Source organism: Gordonia sp. DT30, from assembly GCF_049844915.1.
GTDB lineage: Bacteria > Actinomycetota > Actinomycetes > Mycobacteriales > Mycobacteriaceae > Gordonia.
The window spans coordinates 1-20059 of sequence record NZ_JBNCLY010000009.1 but is presented as its reverse complement, the minus strand read 5'-3'; the positions used below and the strand labels follow the sequence as shown (position 1 = coordinate 20059).

The window sequence follows — 20059 nt, the reverse complement described above, 5'->3', positions numbered from 1 at the left end:
AACAGATTTGGGCCACAACTGATTCCGAGTTAGGTTTGCCTTACCAGTTCTGCCGGCGACGCGCACCGGCGCGTGTCCCGGCCCCGCACTGCTCACCAGGAGTCTGCCCTGTCTATCGAAATCGACTGGAATATGTTGCGCCACAATGCAAACGGAATGATCGACCGCGCCCATGTGCCGTATTCGCGGTTTCCGGTGGGCGCCGCCGGCCTCACCCATGAGGGTCGAGTCGTCGTCGGATGCAATGTGGAGAATGTCTCATACGGACTCGGAGTCTGCGCCGAGGTCTCGTTGGTGTCGGCATTGGTCGCCTCGGGTGGTTCGCGGCTGCGTGCGGTCAGTGTGTGCGACTCCCGGGGCGCGGTGTTGATGCCCTGCGGGCGGTGCAGGCAGGTGCTCTACGAGTTCGGTGGAGCCGAGCTGCTCGTCGATCACGCCGACGGACCCCGACGGTTGTCGGAATTGCTACCCGAGGCGTTCGGCCCCGACGATCTGGCCGCAGGCGAACTCGACGGGCGTGCGCGGTGAGTGCAGATGTGCACGATCCCATCTCGGTGATCGCCACCAAACGCGACGGTGGAGTGCTCGGCGACGCCCAGATCGAGTGGGCGGTCGACGCCTACACCCGCGGCCGGATGGCGCCCGAGCAGATGTCGGCACTGTTGATGGCCATCGTGCTTCGGGGGATGGACCGGCGCGAGATCGCCACCTGGACCCGGGCGATGGTCGACAGCGGTCGTCGCGCCGACTGGCGCGCTCTGCGTCGGGACGGGCGGCCGCTGGTCACCGTCGACAAGCATTCGACGGGCGGCGTCGGCGACAAGATCACCCTGCCGCTGGCGCCGCTGGTCGCCTCGTACGGCCTTGCGGTGCCCCAACTGTCGGGCCGTGGCCTCGGGCACACCGGCGGCACCCTGGACAAGTTGGAATCCATTCCGGGGTGGCGTGCGGAGCTCTCGGTGGACGAGATGACGGCGCAACTCGAGCGGGTCGGCGCGGTCGTGTGCGCCGCGAGTCCCGACCTGGCGCCGGCCGACCGGCTGCTCTACGCGCTGCGTGACATCACCGGCACCGTCGAGTCGATCCCGCTGATCGCCAGCTCGATCATGAGCAAGAAGATCGCCGAGGGCACCGGTGCCCTGGTGCTCGACGTCAAGGTCGGCTCGGGGGCGTTCCTGCCCGACCTCGGGGCGGCCCGCGAACTCGCCGCGACGATGGTCGATCTGGGCGAGCGGGCCGGGGTGGCGACCTCCGCGCTGCTGACGAATATGGACACCCCGTTGGGGCGCAGTGCGGGCAACGCCGTCGAGGTCGCGGAGTCGCTCGAGGTGCTCGCCGGCGACGGGCCGGACGACGTCGTCGAGCTGACGGTGGCGCTGGCCCGCGAAATGCTCGAGCTGGGCGGGGTGACCGGCGTCGACCCCGCCGAGAACCTGCGTAACGGACGCGCCATGGACTCGTGGCGCGCGATGGTCACTGCTCAGGGTGGCGACCCCGACGCGCCGCTTCCGCGGGCCGCGCACACCGACGTCGTCGTCGCCGAATCGTCGGGACGCCTCCGTCGAATGGATGCGCGCGCGGTGGGCGACGCCGCGTGGCGCCTGGGTGCCGGACGGTCGGTGCCGGGGGAGGCGGTGCAGGCGCAGGCCGGGGTCGTCTGGCATGCGGTGCCCGGTGACCTCATCGAGGCCGGCGCGACGCTGTTCACGTTGCACACCGAGACCCCTGAACGTTTCGCGCCGGCCCGGGCCGCGCTGAGTGGGGCGGTCGAGATCGGGGCGGACATAGGGGACGGTGAGCCGGGAGCGGGGACGTCCGGCGATGCGCGTCCGCTGGTGATCGAACGCGTTAGGTTCGGAGGATGACGTCGATGCAGCCGCGTTCCCCACTCGATCCCGCCGCCTTGGCCCTAGCGCCGAAGGTGCTGTTGCACGATCATCTCGACGGCGGACTGCGGCCGTCGACGGTGCTCGAGCTGGCTCGCGAGACCGGTTATGACGACCTGCCCGCCGACACGGCAGAGGCCCTGGCGATCTGGTTTCGGGAGGCCGCCGACAGCGGCTCGCTGGAGCGATATCTGGAGACCTTCGCCCACACTGTCGGCGTCATGCAGACCGTCGGCGCGCTCGAGCGGGTCGCCCGCGAATGCGTCGAGGATCTCGCCGCCGACGGAGTGGTCTACGCGGAGGTGCGGTACGCGCCCGAACAGCACCTCGAGGGCGGTCTGGGACTCGACGAGGTGGTCGAGGCGGTTCTGCGTGGATTCCGCCACGGTGAGCAGGTCGCCGCCGGTAACGGGCGCCCGATCACCGTGCGCTGCCTGGTGACCGCGATGCGCCACGCCGCCCGATCCCGGGAGATCGCCGAACTCGCGGTGCGCTACCGCGACCGCGGGGTCGCGGGATTCGACATCGCCGGCGCCGAGGCCGGGAACCCGCCGAGCCGGCATCTCGACGCCTTCGAATACATGCGCGCCAACTGTGCGCCCTTCACCATCCACGCCGGCGAGGCATTCGGCCTGCCGTCGATCCATGAGGCGATCGCCTTCTGCGGCACCGACCGGCTCGGCCACGGTGTGCGTGTCATCGACGACATCGTATTGGCCCCCGGTGCGCGGCCCGACGACGCCGCATTCCCGGGTGCCGAGCTGGGTTTGGTGGCAAATATTGTGCGCGACAAGCGAATTCCGCTGGAGTTGTGTCCGAGCTCGAACGTGCAGACCGGTGCGGTCGCCGCACTCGCCGAGCATCCGTTCAATGTCCTGGCGCGACTGCGTTTCCGGGTTACCGTCAACACCGACAACCGGCTGATGAGCGACACCACGATGAGCCGCGAATTCGCGAAGCTCGCCGAGCAATTCGGTTACGGCTGGGCCGACTTCGAGCGCTTCACCGTCAATGCGATGAAGTCGGCGTTCATCCACTTCGACGAGCGCCTGGCCTTCATCGACGATGTGATCAAGCCCGGCTACGCGGTGCTGATGCAGGGTTGAGTCGGCTGCCGGTGGGGAGCTATGACCGGTTCTTCTCGGGGGCGTAGGCACGCAGAAACGTCTCCGCCCCAGCGTGCACTGCCTGCCGGGCTCGCGCGTCGGAGATCGACTCGGTGCCGCCGACGGCAACCCGACGTCCCGATCTCCTCGGCGCGCTTGTTCTCCCCGCTGGTTTCGTCAGTCTGTTGCTGGCCGTCGGCGGTGTGGGTGCGCCCGGGTGGGCGGTCGTCGCCGCGGTCGTGGGCGTGGCGCTGCTGTGCGTGTGTGGGTCGCGCGCTGCGGATCGATGGCTCCGAGTATTGGATCTGCGGCTGCTGCGCATCACCGGATTCGGAGCCATTGCGGCGCCATCGTTTTCGAGCGTCTACCGGACCGTGCCCGCCGATCGGATTCCGTATGCGACGCCATCGCTGTTCGTCACCGTGCAGCTGTCTGCCGCAGTCGGCGCGGCCGTTGCGGCCACATTGATGACACATCTGGACGCGCCGGTTGCGGTCCGGGCCGGCTACTGCGTGGTGGTGGTGGTGCTGCTGGTCGCGACGTATATGGCGCGGCACCTACCCGGGCGGGTGTGAGGGCGTCAGCGCTTCTGGACGAGCCGGTCCTCGAATTCGTGCTCGAGCGCTCGCCACGCCTCGGCCTCGTTGTCGAACGGCGCGCTCGGCGCCATCCGCTTGGGGTCGGGATTGACCGCGTAATCGACGAACCAGCCCAGCGGGGTGGTCGAGCCGAGCGCCTCGGTGACAGCGTCGTCGTCGGCGTAATCGGCAGCGTCGGTGAACAACTCCACCGCGAGTTCGAGCTGATTGCGATCGATTCGACGTGGGCCGTCGGCAATGTCCTCGGCGAGTCCGGGCAGCACATAGACGTTGTCGTCGATGACATCGAACTCCAGCGAACCGTCGGTCGCCCCGACGCGCACCTCGTCGAAGGTCGAGACATTCGCGAGATCGTGGGAGTTGTCGTCGGCGAGGAACTTCGACAGCGTGCGCGCCGAGGCGAACACGAAGATCTTGCCATTGGCACCGAGGAACACCGGATCGTCGCCGAGATAGCAACGCAATGACAGGTACTCGCCGGTGCCGGTCACGATCCGGATCGGGTCGATGCCCACCGAGGCCCAGAAGTCGTCGTCGATCTCGTAGTCGAGGTCCTCATCGTCGTCGAGGTCCTCGTCGTCCGAGTCCTCGTCCTCGTCGTCGAGGTCTTCCTCGGCGTCGGCGTTCTCCTCGCCGAGCAGATCGAGGTCCTCGTCGGGTTCGTCCTCGTCCTCGGCCGAGGCGGCAGCCTCGAGTTCGGCCTCTGCGGTGTTGCGTGCGTCCTTGTCGACCTCGGGCGTGGCGATCACGCCATCGACGGCGTCGAGCACGTCGTCCCAGTGCTTGGCGATGAGCCGGCCGATGCGTACCCAGAGGTCGGTACCGTCGCGGCCCTCGAAGTTGCGGGTGCCGGTGGTGACCGCGCCGAGGATCGGGTTGCCGTTGAAGAACTTGGTGATGACCGTGAGTTCACACACCTCGCCGAGGATCCGCACGATCTCCAGTGCGTCCTCGAGTTCGGCGATGACCTCGGGAGTGGGATCCTCGGCGGCCAGTTCGGGCACCCCGACCAGATCGTAGGAGCGCCGGTCGTCGGGGACGAGTTCGTCGGCCTGGAGTTCTTTGACGGTCTCCCAGGCAGGATGCTCGGCGAGGTCGTTGTCGTCGTCGGTACGGATGAAGGCGACCAGCTCGGCGACACCGGGGAAGACGTAGAGATCCTCGTCGAGCCCGAGGAATGCCTCCCACTCGTCATCACCCTCACGCCAGCGGGGTGCCCACAGTGTGAAGCTGTTCCCGTCGGTGAGTCCGAGCTCGATGGGGACGATGTCTCCGGCCATGACGTCACAGCGTAGCGATCGTGACTGTGAACGCCGTACCGGCCCCACGACGGGCGGATGAATTCTCCGGTCGTGTGCTCATCGCGGCCGGTAGAAGCCTTGAAAACCTTGACCCGCATTTGTTGTCCGCAGCGGCGAGACCTGAACTGGATCCCCGGCTTCCACGAGTTGATCGTTTCCGACGTACATGGCGACGTGACCGTCCCAGACGGCCAGATCCCCGGGCTGCAGGTCGGACTGCGACACCGGCGATCCCGCGGTGTCCTGCTCCTGCGCCAGCCGTGGGAGTTCGAGTCCGGCCTGCCGGTAGGCCCACTGGGTCAGTCCGCTGCAGTCGAACCCGCTCGGATCGGTTCCACCCCACACATAGGGCACGCCCTGTTGGCCCAGCGCCGCCCGGACCGCGGTCGCTGCGCGTTCGTTGGGGGCGTAGGCCACCGAGCCGTCCGGCAGGGTGATGGCCACCCCACCGTCGGCGGGCCGGCCATCCGGGGTGGCCCCGCGAGTGACCGGGGCGGGCGTCTCGTGGCGGACGAGGTCGGTCAGGGCCGTGGTGTCGGCCCTCAGCTCGGCGCGCGTGCGTTCGACCACGGCGACGCCCCGGCCGAGATGGTCGATGGCCACCGGCACCAACACCGCCAGACCGGCCGGCGTGCCGAGATCTGCGCCGAGGGCCCGAGCGGTGCGCTCGAAGGAATCGAGGAGCGCGGCGAGCCGATGCGCGGCATCGTTGACCCGCTGCGCCGCGGTCTGCGTCAGCGCCACGATGGTCTCGTCGTCATCGGTGATCGTGGTGGTCTGCCCGGCGGTGCGCCGCGCCGCGGCGAGCGCGGAATCGGCGGCGCGGCCCTGCCATTGGCCGCCGACCGTCGCAGCCGCGGCCAGCGCCTCATCGCGGGCCGCTCCCAGCTCGGGTGCCACCATGCCGATGGCGGTCACCGGATCGTCACCGGGCAGCACGCCGGTACCCAAGGCCGTCAACAGGATTCGCAACGGCGCGATCAGCAGATCGGCAGCGAGCATCAGGCCCGCACCCCCGCCCCGGTGATCGCTGCGTTCCCCAACATCCGCGCCGAGGCGTCGTCGGTGCCGGCGTAGGACGTGGCAGCATCGGTGCCTTGGGCGGCCATGAGCGCATGGCGGTCGGCGACGGCCGACAGCCGGGCCCGGCGGTCATCGAGGACCCGGCCGAGCGCGGTGAGGAAGTCGGCACCGATGAGCCCGAACGTCAGGGCCAGCGGTGTGACGTCGGTGGTGGTGGCGTGTGCGCGGACCCGGCTCGCGGTGCGCGTCTCGTCGGCCGCGAAGGACGCGACCGCGGCGGGGATGACGGAGAGTTGTTCGGTCATGAAGGGTTGGACGCGGCGCGGGGCGCTCCGGTTCCATGCCGTCCGGTTCCATTCCGGCAGATCGGTGCCGGGACCGCTCATGCCGGCGCCGCACGCACGGGGCCGATCGGCGCGGCGCCCACTATGGTTTCCTCATGCACGTTCACGTCGTCGATCACCCGTTGGCCGCCGCACGACTGACCACGATGCGCGACAAGGACACCGACAACGCCGGCTTTCGGGCGGCGCTCTCGGATCTGACGCAGATGCTCGTCTACGAGGCGCTCGTCGGCGCGCCGAGCCAACAGGTGCGGGTGCAGACACCGCTGACCGCCTGCGTCGGTTCGCGACTCGCCACGCCGCCGCTGCTGGTGCCGGTACTGCGGGCCGGACTCGGGATGGTCGAGCAGGCGCATGCGATGGTCCCGGAGGCGCTCGTCGGATTCGTGGGGATTGCCCGGGACGAAACGACCGCCGAACCGGTGCCGTACCTGGAATCACTGCCCACCGATCTGGGCGGGCAGCCGGTGTTCGTTCTCGACCCGATGCTGGCCACTGGCGGTTCGATGCTGCACACCATCGAACTGCTCGTCGCTCGCAACGCCAGCGACATCACTGCGGTGTGCGTCGTAGCGGCGCCCGAAGGTGTTGGTGCCCTGGAGAACTCGGGTCACCCGGTGCGTCTGGTGGTGGCCGCGATCGACGAGGGTCTCGACGAGGCGGCCTACATCGTCCCCGGACTCGGCGATGCCGGGGACCGGCAGTTCGGCCCGCGCTGAGCAGACCGTGAACTCTGACCAGGAACCGTGAACTCTAGGCGGCGACCGCCGACCATCGGCCCGCGTGGCGCCGCACCGTCACCGGATGGTCGAAGCACATGCTGATGCTCTCCGAGGTCAGCGTCTGCTCGACCGGCCCGGATTCGACGACCTCGCCCTCGCGCAGCAGCATCGCATGGGTGGTGCTCGCCGGGAGATCCTCGAGGTGATGGGTGACGAGCACACTCGCGAGGCCCGGCACGTCGGTCCGTAGCCGGTCGATCGCCGAGAGCAGTTGTTCGCGCGCGGCGAGGTCCAGGCCGGTCGCGGGTTCGTCGAGCAGCAGCAGCGCCGGCCGCGGCATGAGTGCACGCGCGATCAGGGTGCGGCCACGTTCGCCCTGGCTCATCACCGGCCACATCGAGTCACGGCGCTCGGTCATGCCCAGCATCTCCAGCAGGTCATCGGCGCGTTTGTGCTCGTCGTCGCTGTAGAGGTGACGCCGATCGAGTTCAGGGGTGTTGGTCAGTCCGGTCAGCACGACGTCGTGCGCACTGATCGGTACGTCGACGCGCCACCGCGGATCGACATGACCGATGTGGGTGCGCAATTCGCGCATGTCGACCCGGCCGAGGCGTTTGCCCAGCACGTCGACGACACCGCTCGTGGGATGCGCTCGTGCGCCGAGAATGGCCATCAGCGTCGACTTGCCCGCGCCGTTGGGGCCCAGCAGCGCCCAGTGCTCGCCGGGTTCGACGACGAGGTCGACGTCGTGCAACAGGGCGCGGGAACTGCGGATGACATCGATGTGGGCGGCGTCGAGGACTGGAGGCACCCGTCTAGTTGTAGTGCCCTGAGCGTGCGCCGGTGCGTCGGGGTCAGCTCGAGGTCCAGTACTCCAGCATCGGTTCGGTGGTCGGGGGGTCGTCGCCGTCGGTGATCACCAGCGCCGTCGGCGAGACGGTGTAGGTGACCGAACCGTTCTGTGCGACGTAGCTGTTGCCGACCTTCTGCGGGTACCCGACCTCGATCGTGCCCTGCGGCGCGGCGCCCTTGTAGTACCAGCGTCCCGTCTGAGCGCCGACCTGGCAGATCACGATCTGCGAGCGGGAGGTGCGTCCGATGACGATCGCCGGATCATCGGCGGCATTACACCGCGGGCCGGAAAGAAAACCCTGCCAGTCGGTTCCCGACACCGTGGGCGTCGGGCGCGAGGTGGTGGGGGTGGGCTGGGTGGTCGGGCTCGTGCCGGCCGGGCCCGCCGATCCCGTGCCGCTGCCGGTGATGGTGCTCGTCACGGTCTGCGTGGACGCGCTCGCACCGGCCGTGGTCGAGGAGTCCTCCGAACCCGAACCACGCGTCAACCAGTACGCGCCCAGGGCAGCGCCGATGACCACGATCACCCCGATCGCGACGGCCGCGATCACCAGCGGCGACGACCACGGCGAACGTGGCGGCCGATATCCCGGCGGCCCATAGCCCTGCGGCGGTGGTGTCGGCTGCCCCTCGCCGGACGTATACCCACCCGGGTCTCCCGGCGGATAGGTCATGCGATCCCCCTCGGGCGAGCGTTGGCCGGTGCGGCGCGGTCCGGCGAGCGGCTGGTTGATGCGAACGCTACCGCAGTCCGGCCGGTAGATCGGTCAGGATGATCGTCGCCGGCTCAGAGCTTTGCGACGATGCCCGCCAGCAATTCGCCCATGCGGACCGCGGAGGTGCGTCCGACCTCCAGGACCTCGGCGTGATCGAGCGGCTCGCCGGTGATCCCGGCGGCCAGATTGGTGACCAGCGATACGCCGAGCACGTCGAGCCCGGCGGCGCGGGCGGCGATGGTCTCGTGCACCGTCGACATCCCGACGAGGTCGGCGCCCATCGTGGCCAGCATCCGGATCTCGGCGGGCGTCTCATAGTGCGGTCCGGGCAGACCCGCGTAGACGCCTTCGGTGAGCGACGGGTCGATTTCCCGCGCCAACTGCCGTAGGCGTGGCGAATACGCGTCGACGAGGTTGACGAACTGTGCGCCGGTCAGCGGGGACCGCGCGGTCAGATTGAGGTGATCGGCGATGAGTACCGGCCGGCCGACGGTCATCCCGTCGCGCAGTCCGCCGGCGGCATTGGTCAGGATCACCGTGTGTGCGCCCGCCGCGGCGGCGGTGCGCACCGGATGGACGACGCGCGACAAGTCGTGGCCCTCATAGGCGTGGACCCGGCCCGACAGCAGCAGCACCCGGCGGTCACCGATCTGTACCGACCGGATGGTGCCGCCGTGCCCGGCGGCCTTCGGCGCGCTGAACCCGGGTACCGCCGACATCGCCAGTTGCGCGATCGGCGTGCCGAACGCGTCCGCGGCCGGGGACCATCCGGATCCCAGGATCACTGCGACATCGTGTGCGGCGCAATCGGTTTCGGTAGCGATGGTGGCGGCTGCGGCCACCGCGGCGGCCTCGGGGTCTCCGGTGGGGTCCATGCGCACAACAGTAGAACCCCGGATCTCGGTGCGCCCGGCGCCACGGGCCGCACACACCGGAGGCGATCCGCATGGGAGGCGATAAGGTCTGCTCATGCCATTTCTGAGTGCCACGCCCACCGCCGCCGACGTCGCGGAGCTGTTTCTCGGTGCCCCCGGGGTCGAACTCGACGAGGCCAACCCGGAGAACCGGTTCGCCCCGTCGTGGATCGAGACGACCGCCGCACTCGCCGACGACGCGGTCGCAGGCGGGGCGAAGGCGCTGGTCATCAGCGCAACCGGCAAGTTCTTCACCAACGGTCTCGACACCGACCACATCGCCGCGCACGCCGATGAACTGCCGGCCTACCTCGACGCCGTCCACGCGCTCTACGCGAAGGTGCTGACACTTCCGGTCCCGACCGTCGCCGCCGTCAACGGTCACGCATTCGGGGCCGGCGCCATGCTCGCGCTGTGCGCCGACCACATCGTGATGCGCACCGATCGCGGCTATTGGTCGCTGCCCGAGGCGTCGCTGAACATGCCGTTCACCCGGGGGATGGCCGCACTGCTGCGCACCCGGCTGGCCGACCGCACCGCCACCGAGGCGATGCTCACCTCCCGTCGCTACGGGGGTGACGAGGCCGTCGCGGCCGGGATCGTCGACGAGGCCGTCGCGGTGGACGAGCTGCTCAACCGGGCCGTCGAGGTCGCCACCGCGCGCGCCCCGCTCGCCGGGCCGACCCAGACCCTGATCAAGCGCGGGCTGCGACAGGCGCTGCTCGCCGACCTCGCGGTACCGACACCGCCGGCGTTGCTCTGAGCCGGATCGGTATGACGAGTGGCAAGGGCGTCATCGATGAAAGCAGCGGGGCAGACCGCAACAGTGGAGCAGATGGCAAGGGACGGAAGGAGTCTGTGGTGACCCAGGTCGGCAGCGGTGACCCGTCCGGCGGCGTGATCGACGCATGGCTGGCCGCCCATCGCGATCAACTCGTCGGGTGGCGCCGCCACATCCACGCCCACCCGGAGTTGTCCCGGCAGGAGGTGGTCACCACCGAGTTGGTGATGGCCGAACTGACCGCGCTCGGCCTCACCCCGAGACGTCTGCCGTTGGGTACCGGGGTGGTCTGCGATCTCGGCCCCGGCAACGGTCAACGCGTGGCGCTGCGCGCGGACATGGATGCCCTGCCCATCACCGAGCACACCGGATTGGCATTCAGCTCCACCGTCGACGGGGTGTCGCACTCCTGCGGACATGATGCGCACACCGCGATCCTGCTCGGCACCGCAGCGGTGCTCGCGTCGGCCCCGGTATTGCCGGTCGGGGTGCGGCTGATCTTCCAGCCCGCCGAGGAGGTGATGCCGGGCGGGGCGCTCGACGCGATCGCCGCAGGGGTCACCGAAGGCGTGAGCCGGATATTCGCATTGCACTGTGACCCACGGCTGCCCGTCGGCTCGGTCGGATTGCGTGACGGGGCGCTCACCTCGGCCGCCGATCACATCGAACTGCAGCTGCGTTCGCCGGGCGGACACACCTCACGTCCGCATCTCACCGGTGATCTCGTGTACGCGATGGGTACCGTCATCACCGGACTGCCGGGCATCCTGTCGCGGCGCATCGATCCCCGGTCGGGCACCGTGATGGTGTGGGGCGCCGCGCATGCCGGGAACGCGCCGAACGCCATCCCGCAGGAAGGGCTGCTGCGCGGCACCGTACGCACCGGCGAACACAGCACGTGGGCGGATATGGAACCGTTGGTGCGCAGCATCATCGGAGAGCTCCTCGGTCCGCTACGCGTGTCCTACGATCTGTCCTACTTCCGGGGCGTGCCGCCGGTCATCAACGATGCGGTCGCCGTGGAGATACTCACCCGGTCGGTCGCGGCCATGGGGCGCAACGCCGTCGCCGACACCCCGCAATCGCCGGGCGGCGAGGACTTCTCGTGGTATCTCGAACAGGTGCCCGGCGCGATGGGGCGACTCGGGGTGTGGAACGGCCTCGGTCCGCAACTCGACCTGCATCAGCCGAGTTTCGACATCGACGAGCGGGCCCTCGACGTGGGCGTTCGTGCACTCGCCGGAGTCGTGTTCGGTACCGCGCCGGCGGTCTGAGCTGTCCGGGGGCCGCGGCTCAGGCGTCGGTGGCGCCCGGGCCCGGACCGACGTTGCGCGCCTCGCGCAGACGCAGATCCTGGACGTAATCGGCCGGGGCACCGGCGACCTCGGCCGCGTCGGCCATCACCCCGAGGTAGCGCGCTGACGGGAGTCCGCCCTCGAAGGCGTCGAGGACATACATCCAGGCGAGAACCCCGCCGTCGGTGGTGTCGACGCGTGCGCGGATCTTGCGGTGGATGCCGAGTTCGGAACCCTCCCACCGGTCGAGGTTCTCCTCGTCCTCCGGGGGCACGTCGTAGAGGACGACGAAGACCTGCGCCTGCGGATCGTCGCGATCCTCGGTGACGGTGGCCAGTGATCCTTCCCACCCGATGTCGCCGCCACCGAATGTGAGGCGCCACCCGCGCAACCACCCGGCTCCGGCCATCGGCGAGTGCGGGGCGCGCTGCGCCATCTGCTCGGGATCCATATTCGAACCGTACGCCGCGTAGATGGGCATAGTCGCCTCTGACCTGCACTTTCCCGCCCGGGCGGGGCCCGGCCTCATCGTTGTGCCGACCACACTTTCCGCCTGTGGCCACGATGATCGTATTACGCCGGGCGCCGGTGCATGACGCGCGCGGTGGCCGCACCGGGGTCGGGTCCGCCCGCAATTCTGTGTCGACGCGGGAGAAGAATGGACACCGATGGCCTAGGTTGGTCAACGGATCGGTTGGTCAACGGATCGGTAAGTGTGTCTCCCACGTGACAGGAGTTGGCGAGTGACGAGGATTGTGATCATCGGGGGAGGCCCGGCGGGGTATGAGGCGGCGCTGGCCGCGGCCGCTTACGGTGCCGATACCACCGTGATCGACTCCGACGGCATCGGTGGTGCCTGCGTGCTGTGGGACTGTGTGCCCTCCAAGACGTTCATCGCCTCCACCGGCATCCGCACCGAGGTGCGCCGTGCTGTCGATCTCGGCATCAAGCTCCGCACCGACGACGCCGTCGTGACGCTCTCGCAGATCCATCAACGCGTGCGCGATCTCGCGTTCGCCCAGTCCGCCGACATCCGCTCGCGCCTCATCAGCGAGGGCGTCCGGCTCGTCTCCGGTGCCGCAGCGCTCGAGGGGCCGCAGGTCGGCGTCTCCACCCATGCGGTCTCGGTGACCCTCGCCGACGGCTCCGTCCAGCGTTTCGACAGTGATGTCGTGCTGATCGCGACCGGCGCCTCACCGCGGGTGCTGCCCGACGCGGCTCCCGACGGCGAACGCATCCTCACCTGGCGCCAGCTCTACGATCTCGATTCGCTGCCCGAACATCTGGTGGTCATCGGATCCGGTGTCACCGGTGCCGAATTCGTGCACGCCTACACCGAACTGGGTGTGCAGGTGACCCTGGTGTCCAGTCGTGACCGCGTCCTGCCGCATGAGGACGAGGACGCCGCGCTGGTCCTCGAGGAAGCCTTGGCCGAACGTGGTGTGCAACTGGTCAAGCATGCCCGCGCCGACCGGGTGGTGCGCACCGGCGACACCGTCACCGTCTACCTCGCCGACGGTCGTACGGTGACCGGATCGCACGCGCTGATGACGGTGGGGTCGGTGCCCAACACCGACAATCTGGGTCTGGAGCGGGCGGGAGTCGATACCCACCGCGGTGGCTACATCACCGTCGACCGGGTCTCGCGCACCTCCGTCGCGGGAATCTATGCGGCCGGCGACTGCACCGGACTGTTTCCGCTCGCGTCGGTGGCCGCCATGCAGGGGCGCATCGCGATGTACCACGCGTTGGGTGAGGGCGTGAGCCCCATCAAACTCAAGACGGTCGCGTCGGCGATCTTCACGCGCCCGGAGATCGCGACCGTCGGCGTGTCCCAGAAGGCCATCGACGCCGGCGAGTACCCGGCCCGTACGGTCATGCTGCCGTTGGCCACCAACCCGCGTGCCAAGATGAGCGGGCTGCGCCGCGGCTTCGTGAAGATCTTCTGCCGGCCGGCCACCGGTGTGGTGATCGGCGGGGTGGTGGTGGCGCCGACCGCGTCGGAGCTGATCCTGCCGATCGCACTCGCGGTGCAGAACAAGCTCACCGTTTCCGATCTGGCACAGACGTTCTCGGTGTACCCGTCGCTGTCGGGGTCGGTGACCGAGGCGGCCCGGCAGCTCGTGCGGCACGACGACCTGGACTGATCCGGCGCCGCGGCCATACACAACGCTGCGATTGCGGCCTGCCCGGCGCTGCCCTCGGGGGTAATGTCGCTGCCACGCGTGCCGGTGGCGCGCGACGAGGGGGAGGCACCATGACCGACGACGCCCGGCGTAATGCCTGGCCGGGAAGGACACGCAGCGGGGGTCTCACCCCCTGGGAGACGATGAGCATCGTCGAGATCCTGGGGATCATCGCATCGATGGACGAGGGTTCCGCGCACGGTGACGCGCAGGCGGTGCTCACCGCGATCGACTCGGTGGAGGCGATCGCGCGGACGCTGCAGACGGGCTTCTCGGCCGACGGGGTCCTGATGGGACGGGCCGCGCAGGGCGCCGTCGACGCGGCGCAGCGACTCGGCGCAGAGATGTCGCAGAGCGCGGGCGAGGCCCGCACCGGTGCGGGGGCGCTGTCGGAGGCCGCCGGAATCCTCGGTGCCGCACATGGCCAGGAGCCGCTGCTCCGCCTGTATCAGCAACGGCTGCAAGATCATCCGGAGGATGCGGCGCAGGTGCGGTCGCAGGTCCGGGGCATCATGTCGGGCACCTATGGCACTCCGATGGTCACGGCCGCGGCGGCGCTGCCCGAGCCGGCGCATCCCGTCGGCGACGATGCGTTCGGCGCCGCGTCCCCCGGCGGCTTCGGTGGCGGCGGCCCGGGTGGGGGCGGTGCGGCGCCATCGGGTGCCCATCCACAATCTGCGGCCCTGACCGACATCGACGGCACCGGACCGGGCGGGGGGCCGCCCGGCGGTCCCGGTGGTGGTGGGGACGTTCCGGTTGCGCCGGCACCGAATGCCGCGGTCCCGGCGGGCGCGCAGGTTCCGACCACTGGTGGTCCGAACCCGGGGCCACCGGGCCCCGGCGGCGGTGATCCGTCGAGGCTGAACCGCGGCGGACTGGGCGCGCCGGTCGGTACGGTACCGGCGACACCGGCGGGCGGCCGCGGACGTGGGGCCGGTGACGGCACCGGGTCGCCGGGATCGCCGGGATCGCCGGGATCAAATCTGCCGGAGGGTGTGATCGGGCTTCCGCCAACGACTTTCGCCCCGTCGGCGACGATCGTGAGCTCTCCCGGGCCCGGTGTGCCGGGCGGGCCGCCGACGGGAACGCCGGCCGGCGGGGCCCGTCCGGCGCCCGCGCCCGGTCCCGGCGGTGCCGGCCCGCACTCGCGTGATACGCGGCACCGGCCGGCCCACTATCTGCAGGACGGTGAGAACGGACGCGAGATCGTCGGCGACCTGCCGTTGGTCGGTCCACCGGTGATCGGTGACTGGTCGCCGCAGGCACTGCCGACGACCGTCGACGATTCCGGCTTCGGAGCAGTGGCGGTACCGGCGAGCGGGCGGGAGCCGGTACCCGCAGTCGATGACGGCCAGACCGGGTCACCGCAATCGGATCCGCCGGAACGGTGACGCCGTGGACGTGATGGGGACACGCAGTCGTGTCGAGCGGCTCGGTGGCGGTGCGGTGGCCGAACTGGTGGCCCTGGTGCCGGTGGCCGACGTCGACGAGTGTCTGCGCATGCTCGCGGTGACCGTGGTCGACGTGGTCGAGGCCGGCGGCGACACGGTCGTACGGGAGGTGTTGACGCAGTGGCGTGAACAGGGCCGGGTGTCGCCTGCCACGCGCGCGCAGCTGGCTGCGGTGATCATTCGCCACGAGGTCGACGCGGCCTTCGCCCACCGATCGGCCGACCTCGAAGCCCAGCGTCGCTCGTTTGTCAGAGCCCGCGCGCTGCACTGCCTTTCGGTTGCCGTCGACCCATCGGCAGTGCCGGCCCGCAGGCTCGGCGAGGCCGCTTACGAGGCGGCTGCGGCGATGGGCGGGACCGCCGGTGTGGTGGCGGTGCTGATCGAGTTCACGGCATGATCACGCCAGCCCGTAGCTGTGCTCGACCGCCCGGTTCCACTCGCGATAGAGCCGTTCGCGTTCGGTGGCATCCATCGCGGGATTCCACCGGGTCTGTTCGGCCCAGTTGTCGCGGATCTCGTCCTCGCCGGCCCAATAGCCCACGGCGATACCCGCCGCGTAGGCCGCGCCGAGCGCCGTGGTCTCGTTCACGACCGGCCGGATGACCGGCACATCGAGAATGTCGGCCTGGAACTGCATGAGCAGATTGTTGACCACCATCCCGCCGTCGACCTTCAAGGTCGACAACCGCACACCGGAGTCGGCTTGCATCGCCTCGATGACCTCGCGCGTCTGGAATGCGCTGGCCTCCAAGGCTGCTCGGGCGATGTGTCGTTTGTCGGCGAAGCGGGTCAGTCCGGTGACGATGCCCCGGGCGTCGGGACGCCAGCGAGGTGCGAACAGCCCGGAGAAGGCCGGTACGAAGTACACCCCACCGTTGTCGTCGGCCTGTGCGGCCAGCGCTTCGACCTCCGACGCATGGTTGAACAGCCCGAGATTGTCCCGCAGCCATTGCACCAGCGAACCGGTGACGGCGATGGAACCTTCGAGCGCGTATCGCGGTGCGGCGTCGCCGATCCGGTAGCACACGGTGGTGAGCAGACCGTGATCGGAGAACACCGCCTCGGTTCCGGTGTTGAGCAGCAAGAAGTTTCCGGTGCCGTAGGTGTTCTTGGCCTCGCCCGGCGACAGACATGCCTGCCCGAAGGTCGCGGCCTGCTGGTCGCCGAGGATGCCGGCGAACTGCACGCCGGGCAGCGAACCGTGTTCGCGCAGTGCGCCGTACACCTCCGAGGAGCTCCGGATCTCCGGCAGCGACTCGACCGGGATGCCCATCTCGGCGCAGATCTTCTCATCCCAGCTCAATGAATCGAGATCCATCAGCATCGTGCGCGACGCGTTGGTGACGTCGGTGATGTGCCGGCCGCCCGACGCGCCGCCGGTCATGTTCCATGCGATCCACGAATCCATTGTGCCGAGGCAGAGTTCGCCGTTTCGTGCCCGTTCGGCGACGGCATCGACGTGGTCGATCAGCCACCGCATCTTGGGTCCGGCGAAATAGGTGGACAGCGGCAGCCCGGTGCGGTCGCGATACCGGTCGACCCCGGTATCCCCGCCGAGTTCCTCGCACAGGGCGGCGGTCCGGGTGTCCTGCCAGACGATGGCGTTGTGCAGCGGCTCGCCCGTCGAACGGTCCCAGGCCACCGTCGTCTCGCGCTGATTGGTGAGCCCGCAGGCCGCGATGTCGCCGACGTTGAGGTCCGCCGACGCCAGCGCGGCGGCGACCACGCGACGCGTGTTGCGCCAGATCTCGGCGGGATCGTGTTCCACCCACCCCGCACGCGGAAAGATCTGCCGATGTTCGAGTTGTTCGACGGACACGACCCGCCCGCGGCGGTCGAAGACCATCGCGCGTGTCGACGTCGTGCCCTGGTCGATGGCTGCCACATATGCCGGAGCGCTACCCACGCGGCCAGTGTCGCACGCGGTGCATGGCCCGGCGATCAATTACGCTGACGAATTATGAACTCCGAGTTCAATCCCGATCGACCTGCCGATATGGGCCCGTTGCACCGCCGCGAGGCGTGGCGTCGGCTCTCTGCGGAACAATTCGACATCGTCGTGATCGGCGGTGGTGTTGTCGGGGTGGGCGCTGCGCTCGACGCGGCCACGCGTGGTCTGCGCGTGGCGCTCGTCGAGGCCCGCGATATCGCGTCGGGAACCTCGAGCCGGTCGTCGAAGATGTTCCATGGCGGTCTGCGTTATCTGGAGCAGCTCGATTTCGGTCTGGTCCGCGAGGCGTTGGCCGAACGCGAATTGTCGCTGCGCGTGTTGGCCCCGCACCTGGTGAAGCCGCTGCCGTTTCTGTACCCGTTGACGCGACGGGTATGGGAACGCCCGTATGTTGCCGCCGGACTCTTCTTGTATGACCGGATGGGTGGTGCCAAGTCCGTTCCGGGACAAAGTCATGTGACGCGTTCCGGGGCGCTGCGGGTGGCGCCCGCCTTGCGGCGCGATTCGCTGATCGGTGGTATCCGCTACTACGACACCGTCGTCGACGACGCCCGGCACAGCCTGACCGTCGCGCGGACCGCGGCCCACTACGGTGCGGTCGTCCGCACCTCCACCCAGGTGGTCGGATTCCTCCGGGAAGCCGACCGCGTGATGGGCGTGCGGGTCCGCGACAGTGAGACGGGACAGACTGCCGAGGTCCGAGCGCACTGCGTCATCAATGCGGCCGGTGTGTGGACCGATGAGGTGCAGGCACTTTCGCATCAGCGCGGACACTTCCGGGTCCGTGCGTCCAAGGGGGTGCACATCGTGGTGCCGCGGGATCGGATCGTCAGCGAGACGGCGATCATCCTGCGCACCGCGAAGTCGGTCTTGTTCGTGATCCCGTGGGAGACGCACTGGATCATCGGTACCACCGACACCGACTGGAATCTCGACCTCGCCCATCCCGCCGCCACCCGCGCCGACATCGATTACATCCTCGGCCGAGTCAACGAGGTGCTGGTCACCAAGCTCACCCACGACGACATCGAGGGCGTCTACGCAGGATTGCGGCCTTTGCTGGCCGGTGAGGACGAATCGACCTCGACGCTCTCGCGTGAGCACGCGGTGGCGCGGGTGGCGCCCGGATTGGTGTCGATCGCCGGCGGCAAGTACACGACGTACCGGGTGATGGCGGCCGACGCCGTGGACGCATGTGATGACTACATCCCGACGCGGGTGGCCCGCTCGATCACCGAACGGGTCCCGTTGCTCGGCGCCGATGGATACTTCGCCCTGATCAACCAGTGCGAACATCTCGGAAAGCGGTTCGGGCTGCACCCCTACCGGGTGCGCCGCCTGCTCAATCGGTACGGCTCGCTCATCGACGACGTGCTGTATTACGCCGATGCGGATCCGTCGCTGTTGCGCCCGCTTGCCGCCGCGCCCCAGTATCTGCGGGTCGAGGTGGTGTACGCAGCCATCGACGAGGCGGCCCTGCACCTCGAGGATGTGCTGGCCCGGCGCACCCGCATCGCGATCGAGTATTCGCATCGCGGTGTCGGGTGTGCGCAGGAGGTCGCCGAACTCCTTGCGCCCATCCTCGATTGGGACCCCGACCGGATCGCCTTCGAGGTGGAGACGTACAACGCACGCGTGGCGGCCGAGATCGCCTCACAGCAACAACCCGATGACTCCTCGGCCGATGCGCTGCGGGCCGCCGCCCCGGAATCACGATCGGAGATCCTCGAGCCGGTGCCGGTACCCGAGGACTGATTCGCTGCGTGCGTGTTCACGTGCGCCTGGTTGGCGTCGGGCCGTCCCCGGGACCTTAGCCCCTGTGGCCGCCGACCACGCCCGGGGAGAATGGACCATGGAGAAAGGAGAGGTCATGGTGGACAACCCTGTTCAAGAACTTTCCGGCGAGGATGCCTGGGCGCTGCTCGGCTCCGCGGAAGTGGGTCGGCTGGCGGTGAGCGTGGGCGGACAGCCCGACATCTTTCCGCTCAACTATCACGCAGGTGACGGGCGCGTCGTCTTCCGGACCGGTGAAGGCGCCAAATTGTCGGAGATCGTCGTCAACGAGAAAGTCGCCTTCGAGGCCGACTCCTACGAGGATGGCGCCGGCACCGGATGGAGTGTCGTGGTCAAGGGTTCGGCACGTCTCCTCTCACGCGGCGACGAGATCGCCGCGGCCGACGAACTGCCGCTGCGACCGTGGATCCCCACGATCAAATACAACTATGTGGAGATCACCGCAGACGAGATCACCGGCCGCCGTTTCCAGTTCGGTCCGGAACCGGAACGGTATCCGGTCTGATCGGTACGCGTCTGATCGGTTGCGCGGTCTGATCAGTTGCGCGGGGCCCGCCGGCCCGGTATGAAGTTCTCAAACAACAGGTGCGATCCCGGCCGGAGCCGGGCGCAAGCTCAGTGTGGTCGAAAGATGTTGTGAGACTGCCTGTCAGGCGGCGACGTTGTCGAGGCGTAGGGTGCGTCGGTGGTAGGCGGGTTGTGGTCGGCGGTGTGGGTCGATCGTGGCGGGTGGGATGAGCCATGGATGCCGATCGAATCCCATGATTACCTCCCACCCGTGATGATGCACATCATCGTGGCAGTTGGTGCACAGTAGGCAGCCGTTGTCGAGGTCGGTGGCGCCGCCGTCGGCCCAATGGGCGAGGTGGTGGGCTTGGGTACGTGCTGCTGGCGCACCGCATTTCACGCAGCACTTATCCCTGATCAGCAACGCTTTTCGTTGCGCCGACGTGAACAACCGCTTTTCGCGCCCGACGTTCAACGGCACCTGGTCCATGTCGGTGATGACGACGGTGATCGAGGCGTCACAGCCCAATGTTTTCGCGGTGGCGGGCGTGACCGACCCCATGAACTCGAGCGCAGACAGCTTCGGGGTGTCGGCGGGTATGGTCAGTAACACTCCGCCGGTGGGTTTGCA

Annotated in this window: 21 protein-coding genes; 12 read left to right on the top strand and 9 right to left on the bottom strand. The window is 68.9% G+C overall.

Annotated elements, in window-relative coordinates; genetic code table 11:
- The first annotated feature begins 108 nt into the window (after positions 1-108).
- From ACLQ3C_RS10615 to ACLQ3C_RS10600, 4 genes are all read left to right on the top strand, one after another.
- Positions 109-528: a cytidine deaminase gene (locus ACLQ3C_RS10615; protein WP_425705156.1), complete on the top strand. Its 420-nt coding sequence runs from the start codon at positions 109-111 to the stop codon at positions 526-528.
- Complete coding sequence (locus ACLQ3C_RS10610) at positions 525-1865, top strand: thymidine phosphorylase (protein WP_425705022.1); 1341 nt, start codon at positions 525-527, stop codon at positions 1863-1865. The genes ACLQ3C_RS10615 and ACLQ3C_RS10610 overlap by 4 nt, the downstream gene beginning before the upstream one ends.
- Entirely contained in the window at positions 1862-2992 is a 1131-nt protein-coding gene (locus ACLQ3C_RS10605) for an adenosine deaminase (RefSeq protein ID WP_425705021.1), read from the top strand. Before ACLQ3C_RS10610 ends, ACLQ3C_RS10605 begins: the two co-directional genes overlap by 4 nt.
- A 113-nt stretch (positions 2993-3105) precedes the next feature.
- Positions 3106-3567, top strand: a complete 462-nt coding sequence (locus ACLQ3C_RS10600) for a hypothetical protein (RefSeq protein ID WP_425705020.1) — start codon at positions 3106-3108, stop codon at positions 3565-3567.
- Between the two features lie 5 nt (positions 3568-3572).
- Here ACLQ3C_RS10600 and ACLQ3C_RS10595 read toward each other — a convergent pair whose 3' ends face one another.
- The 3 genes from ACLQ3C_RS10595 to ACLQ3C_RS10585 form a co-directional block, all read right to left on the bottom strand.
- Positions 3573-4871 carry a primosomal protein gene (locus tag ACLQ3C_RS10595; RefSeq protein ID WP_425705019.1) on the bottom strand — a complete coding sequence of 433 codons (1299 nt, stop codon included), beginning with the start codon at positions 4869-4871 and terminating at the stop codon, positions 3573-3575.
- Between the two features lie 78 nt (positions 4872-4949).
- Positions 4950-5894 (bottom strand): C40 family peptidase, encoded by a 945-nt coding sequence (locus ACLQ3C_RS10590; protein ID WP_425705018.1) that lies wholly within the window; start codon positions 5892-5894, stop codon positions 4950-4952.
- Positions 5894-6301 (bottom strand): type VII secretion target, encoded by a 408-nt coding sequence (locus ACLQ3C_RS10585; protein ID WP_425705017.1) that lies wholly within the window; start codon positions 6299-6301, stop codon positions 5894-5896. The genes ACLQ3C_RS10590 and ACLQ3C_RS10585 overlap by 1 nt, the downstream gene beginning before the upstream one ends.
- 53 nt (positions 6302-6354) lie before the next feature.
- Here ACLQ3C_RS10585 and upp point away from each other — a divergent pair, with 53 nt between their 5' ends.
- Positions 6355-6978, top strand: a complete 624-nt coding sequence (gene upp / locus ACLQ3C_RS10580) for a uracil phosphoribosyltransferase (protein WP_425705016.1) — start codon at positions 6355-6357, stop codon at positions 6976-6978.
- A gap of 34 nt (positions 6979-7012) precedes the next feature.
- Here upp and ACLQ3C_RS10575 read toward each other — a convergent pair whose 3' ends face one another.
- The 3 genes from ACLQ3C_RS10575 to ACLQ3C_RS10565 all read right to left on the bottom strand — a co-directional run bounded on the left by ACLQ3C_RS10575 (position 7013) and on the right by ACLQ3C_RS10565 (position 9424).
- A complete protein-coding gene (locus tag ACLQ3C_RS10575) occupies positions 7013-7792 on the bottom strand; it encodes an ABC transporter ATP-binding protein (RefSeq protein ID WP_425705015.1) in 780 nt (259 codons plus the stop codon).
- Positions 7793-7835: 43 nt separating this feature from the next.
- Positions 7836-8507 carry a hypothetical protein gene (locus tag ACLQ3C_RS10570; RefSeq protein WP_425705014.1) on the bottom strand — a complete coding sequence of 224 codons (672 nt, stop codon included), beginning with the start codon at positions 8505-8507 and terminating at the stop codon, positions 7836-7838.
- Positions 8508-8620: 113 nt separating this feature from the next.
- Positions 8621-9424, bottom strand: a complete 804-nt coding sequence (locus ACLQ3C_RS10565) for a purine-nucleoside phosphorylase (protein WP_425705013.1) — start codon at positions 9422-9424, stop codon at positions 8621-8623.
- 94 nt (positions 9425-9518) lie between these two features.
- Here ACLQ3C_RS10565 and ACLQ3C_RS10560 point away from each other — a divergent pair, with 94 nt between their 5' ends.
- Entirely contained in the window at positions 9519-10226 is a 708-nt protein-coding gene (locus ACLQ3C_RS10560) for an enoyl-CoA hydratase/isomerase family protein (protein ID WP_425705012.1), read from the top strand.
- Positions 10227-10324: 98 nt separating this feature from the next.
- Complete coding sequence (locus ACLQ3C_RS10555) at positions 10325-11518, top strand: amidohydrolase (RefSeq protein ID WP_425705011.1); 1194 nt, start codon at positions 10325-10327, stop codon at positions 11516-11518.
- A gap of 19 nt (positions 11519-11537) precedes the next feature.
- Here ACLQ3C_RS10555 and ACLQ3C_RS10550 read toward each other — a convergent pair whose 3' ends face one another.
- Positions 11538-12020, bottom strand: coding sequence for a gamma-glutamylcyclotransferase (locus ACLQ3C_RS10550; protein WP_425705010.1), 483 nt, complete (start codon positions 12018-12020; stop codon positions 11538-11540).
- 262 nt (positions 12021-12282) lie between these two features.
- Here ACLQ3C_RS10550 and ACLQ3C_RS10545 point away from each other — a divergent pair, with 262 nt between their 5' ends.
- The 3 genes from ACLQ3C_RS10545 (at position 12283) to ACLQ3C_RS10535 (ending at position 15573) form a co-directional block, all read left to right on the top strand.
- Positions 12283-13686 (top strand): NAD(P)H-quinone dehydrogenase, encoded by a 1404-nt coding sequence (locus ACLQ3C_RS10545; protein WP_425705009.1) that lies wholly within the window; start codon positions 12283-12285, stop codon positions 13684-13686.
- Between the two features lie 110 nt (positions 13687-13796).
- Complete coding sequence (locus ACLQ3C_RS10540; protein ID WP_425705008.1) at positions 13797-15116, top strand: hypothetical protein; 1320 nt, start codon at positions 13797-13799, stop codon at positions 15114-15116.
- 13 nt (positions 15117-15129) lie between these two features.
- Positions 15130-15573, top strand: coding sequence for a hypothetical protein (locus ACLQ3C_RS10535; protein WP_425705155.1), 444 nt, complete (start codon positions 15130-15132; stop codon positions 15571-15573).
- Here the strand turns inward: ACLQ3C_RS10535 and glpK are convergent, their stop codons facing one another.
- On the bottom strand, positions 15574-17061 hold the full coding sequence (gene glpK / locus ACLQ3C_RS10530) for a glycerol kinase GlpK (RefSeq protein ID WP_425705154.1): 1488 nt from the start codon (positions 17059-17061) through the stop codon (positions 15574-15576).
- A 75-nt stretch (positions 17062-17136) separates the two neighbouring features.
- Between glpK and ACLQ3C_RS10525 the strand changes: the two genes are divergently transcribed.
- A complete protein-coding gene (locus ACLQ3C_RS10525) occupies positions 17137-18882 on the top strand; it encodes a glycerol-3-phosphate dehydrogenase/oxidase (RefSeq protein WP_425705007.1) in 1746 nt (581 codons plus the stop codon).
- A 115-nt stretch (positions 18883-18997) separates the two neighbouring features.
- Positions 18998-19426 carry a pyridoxamine 5'-phosphate oxidase family protein gene (locus tag ACLQ3C_RS10520; protein ID WP_425705153.1) on the top strand — a complete coding sequence of 143 codons (429 nt, stop codon included), beginning with the start codon at positions 18998-19000 and terminating at the stop codon, positions 19424-19426.
- Between the two features lie 144 nt (positions 19427-19570).
- Here the strand turns inward: ACLQ3C_RS10520 and ACLQ3C_RS10515 are convergent.
- Positions 19571-20059: HNH endonuclease (locus ACLQ3C_RS10515; protein ID WP_425705006.1), on the bottom strand; the 489-nt coding region annotated here is incomplete at its 5' end.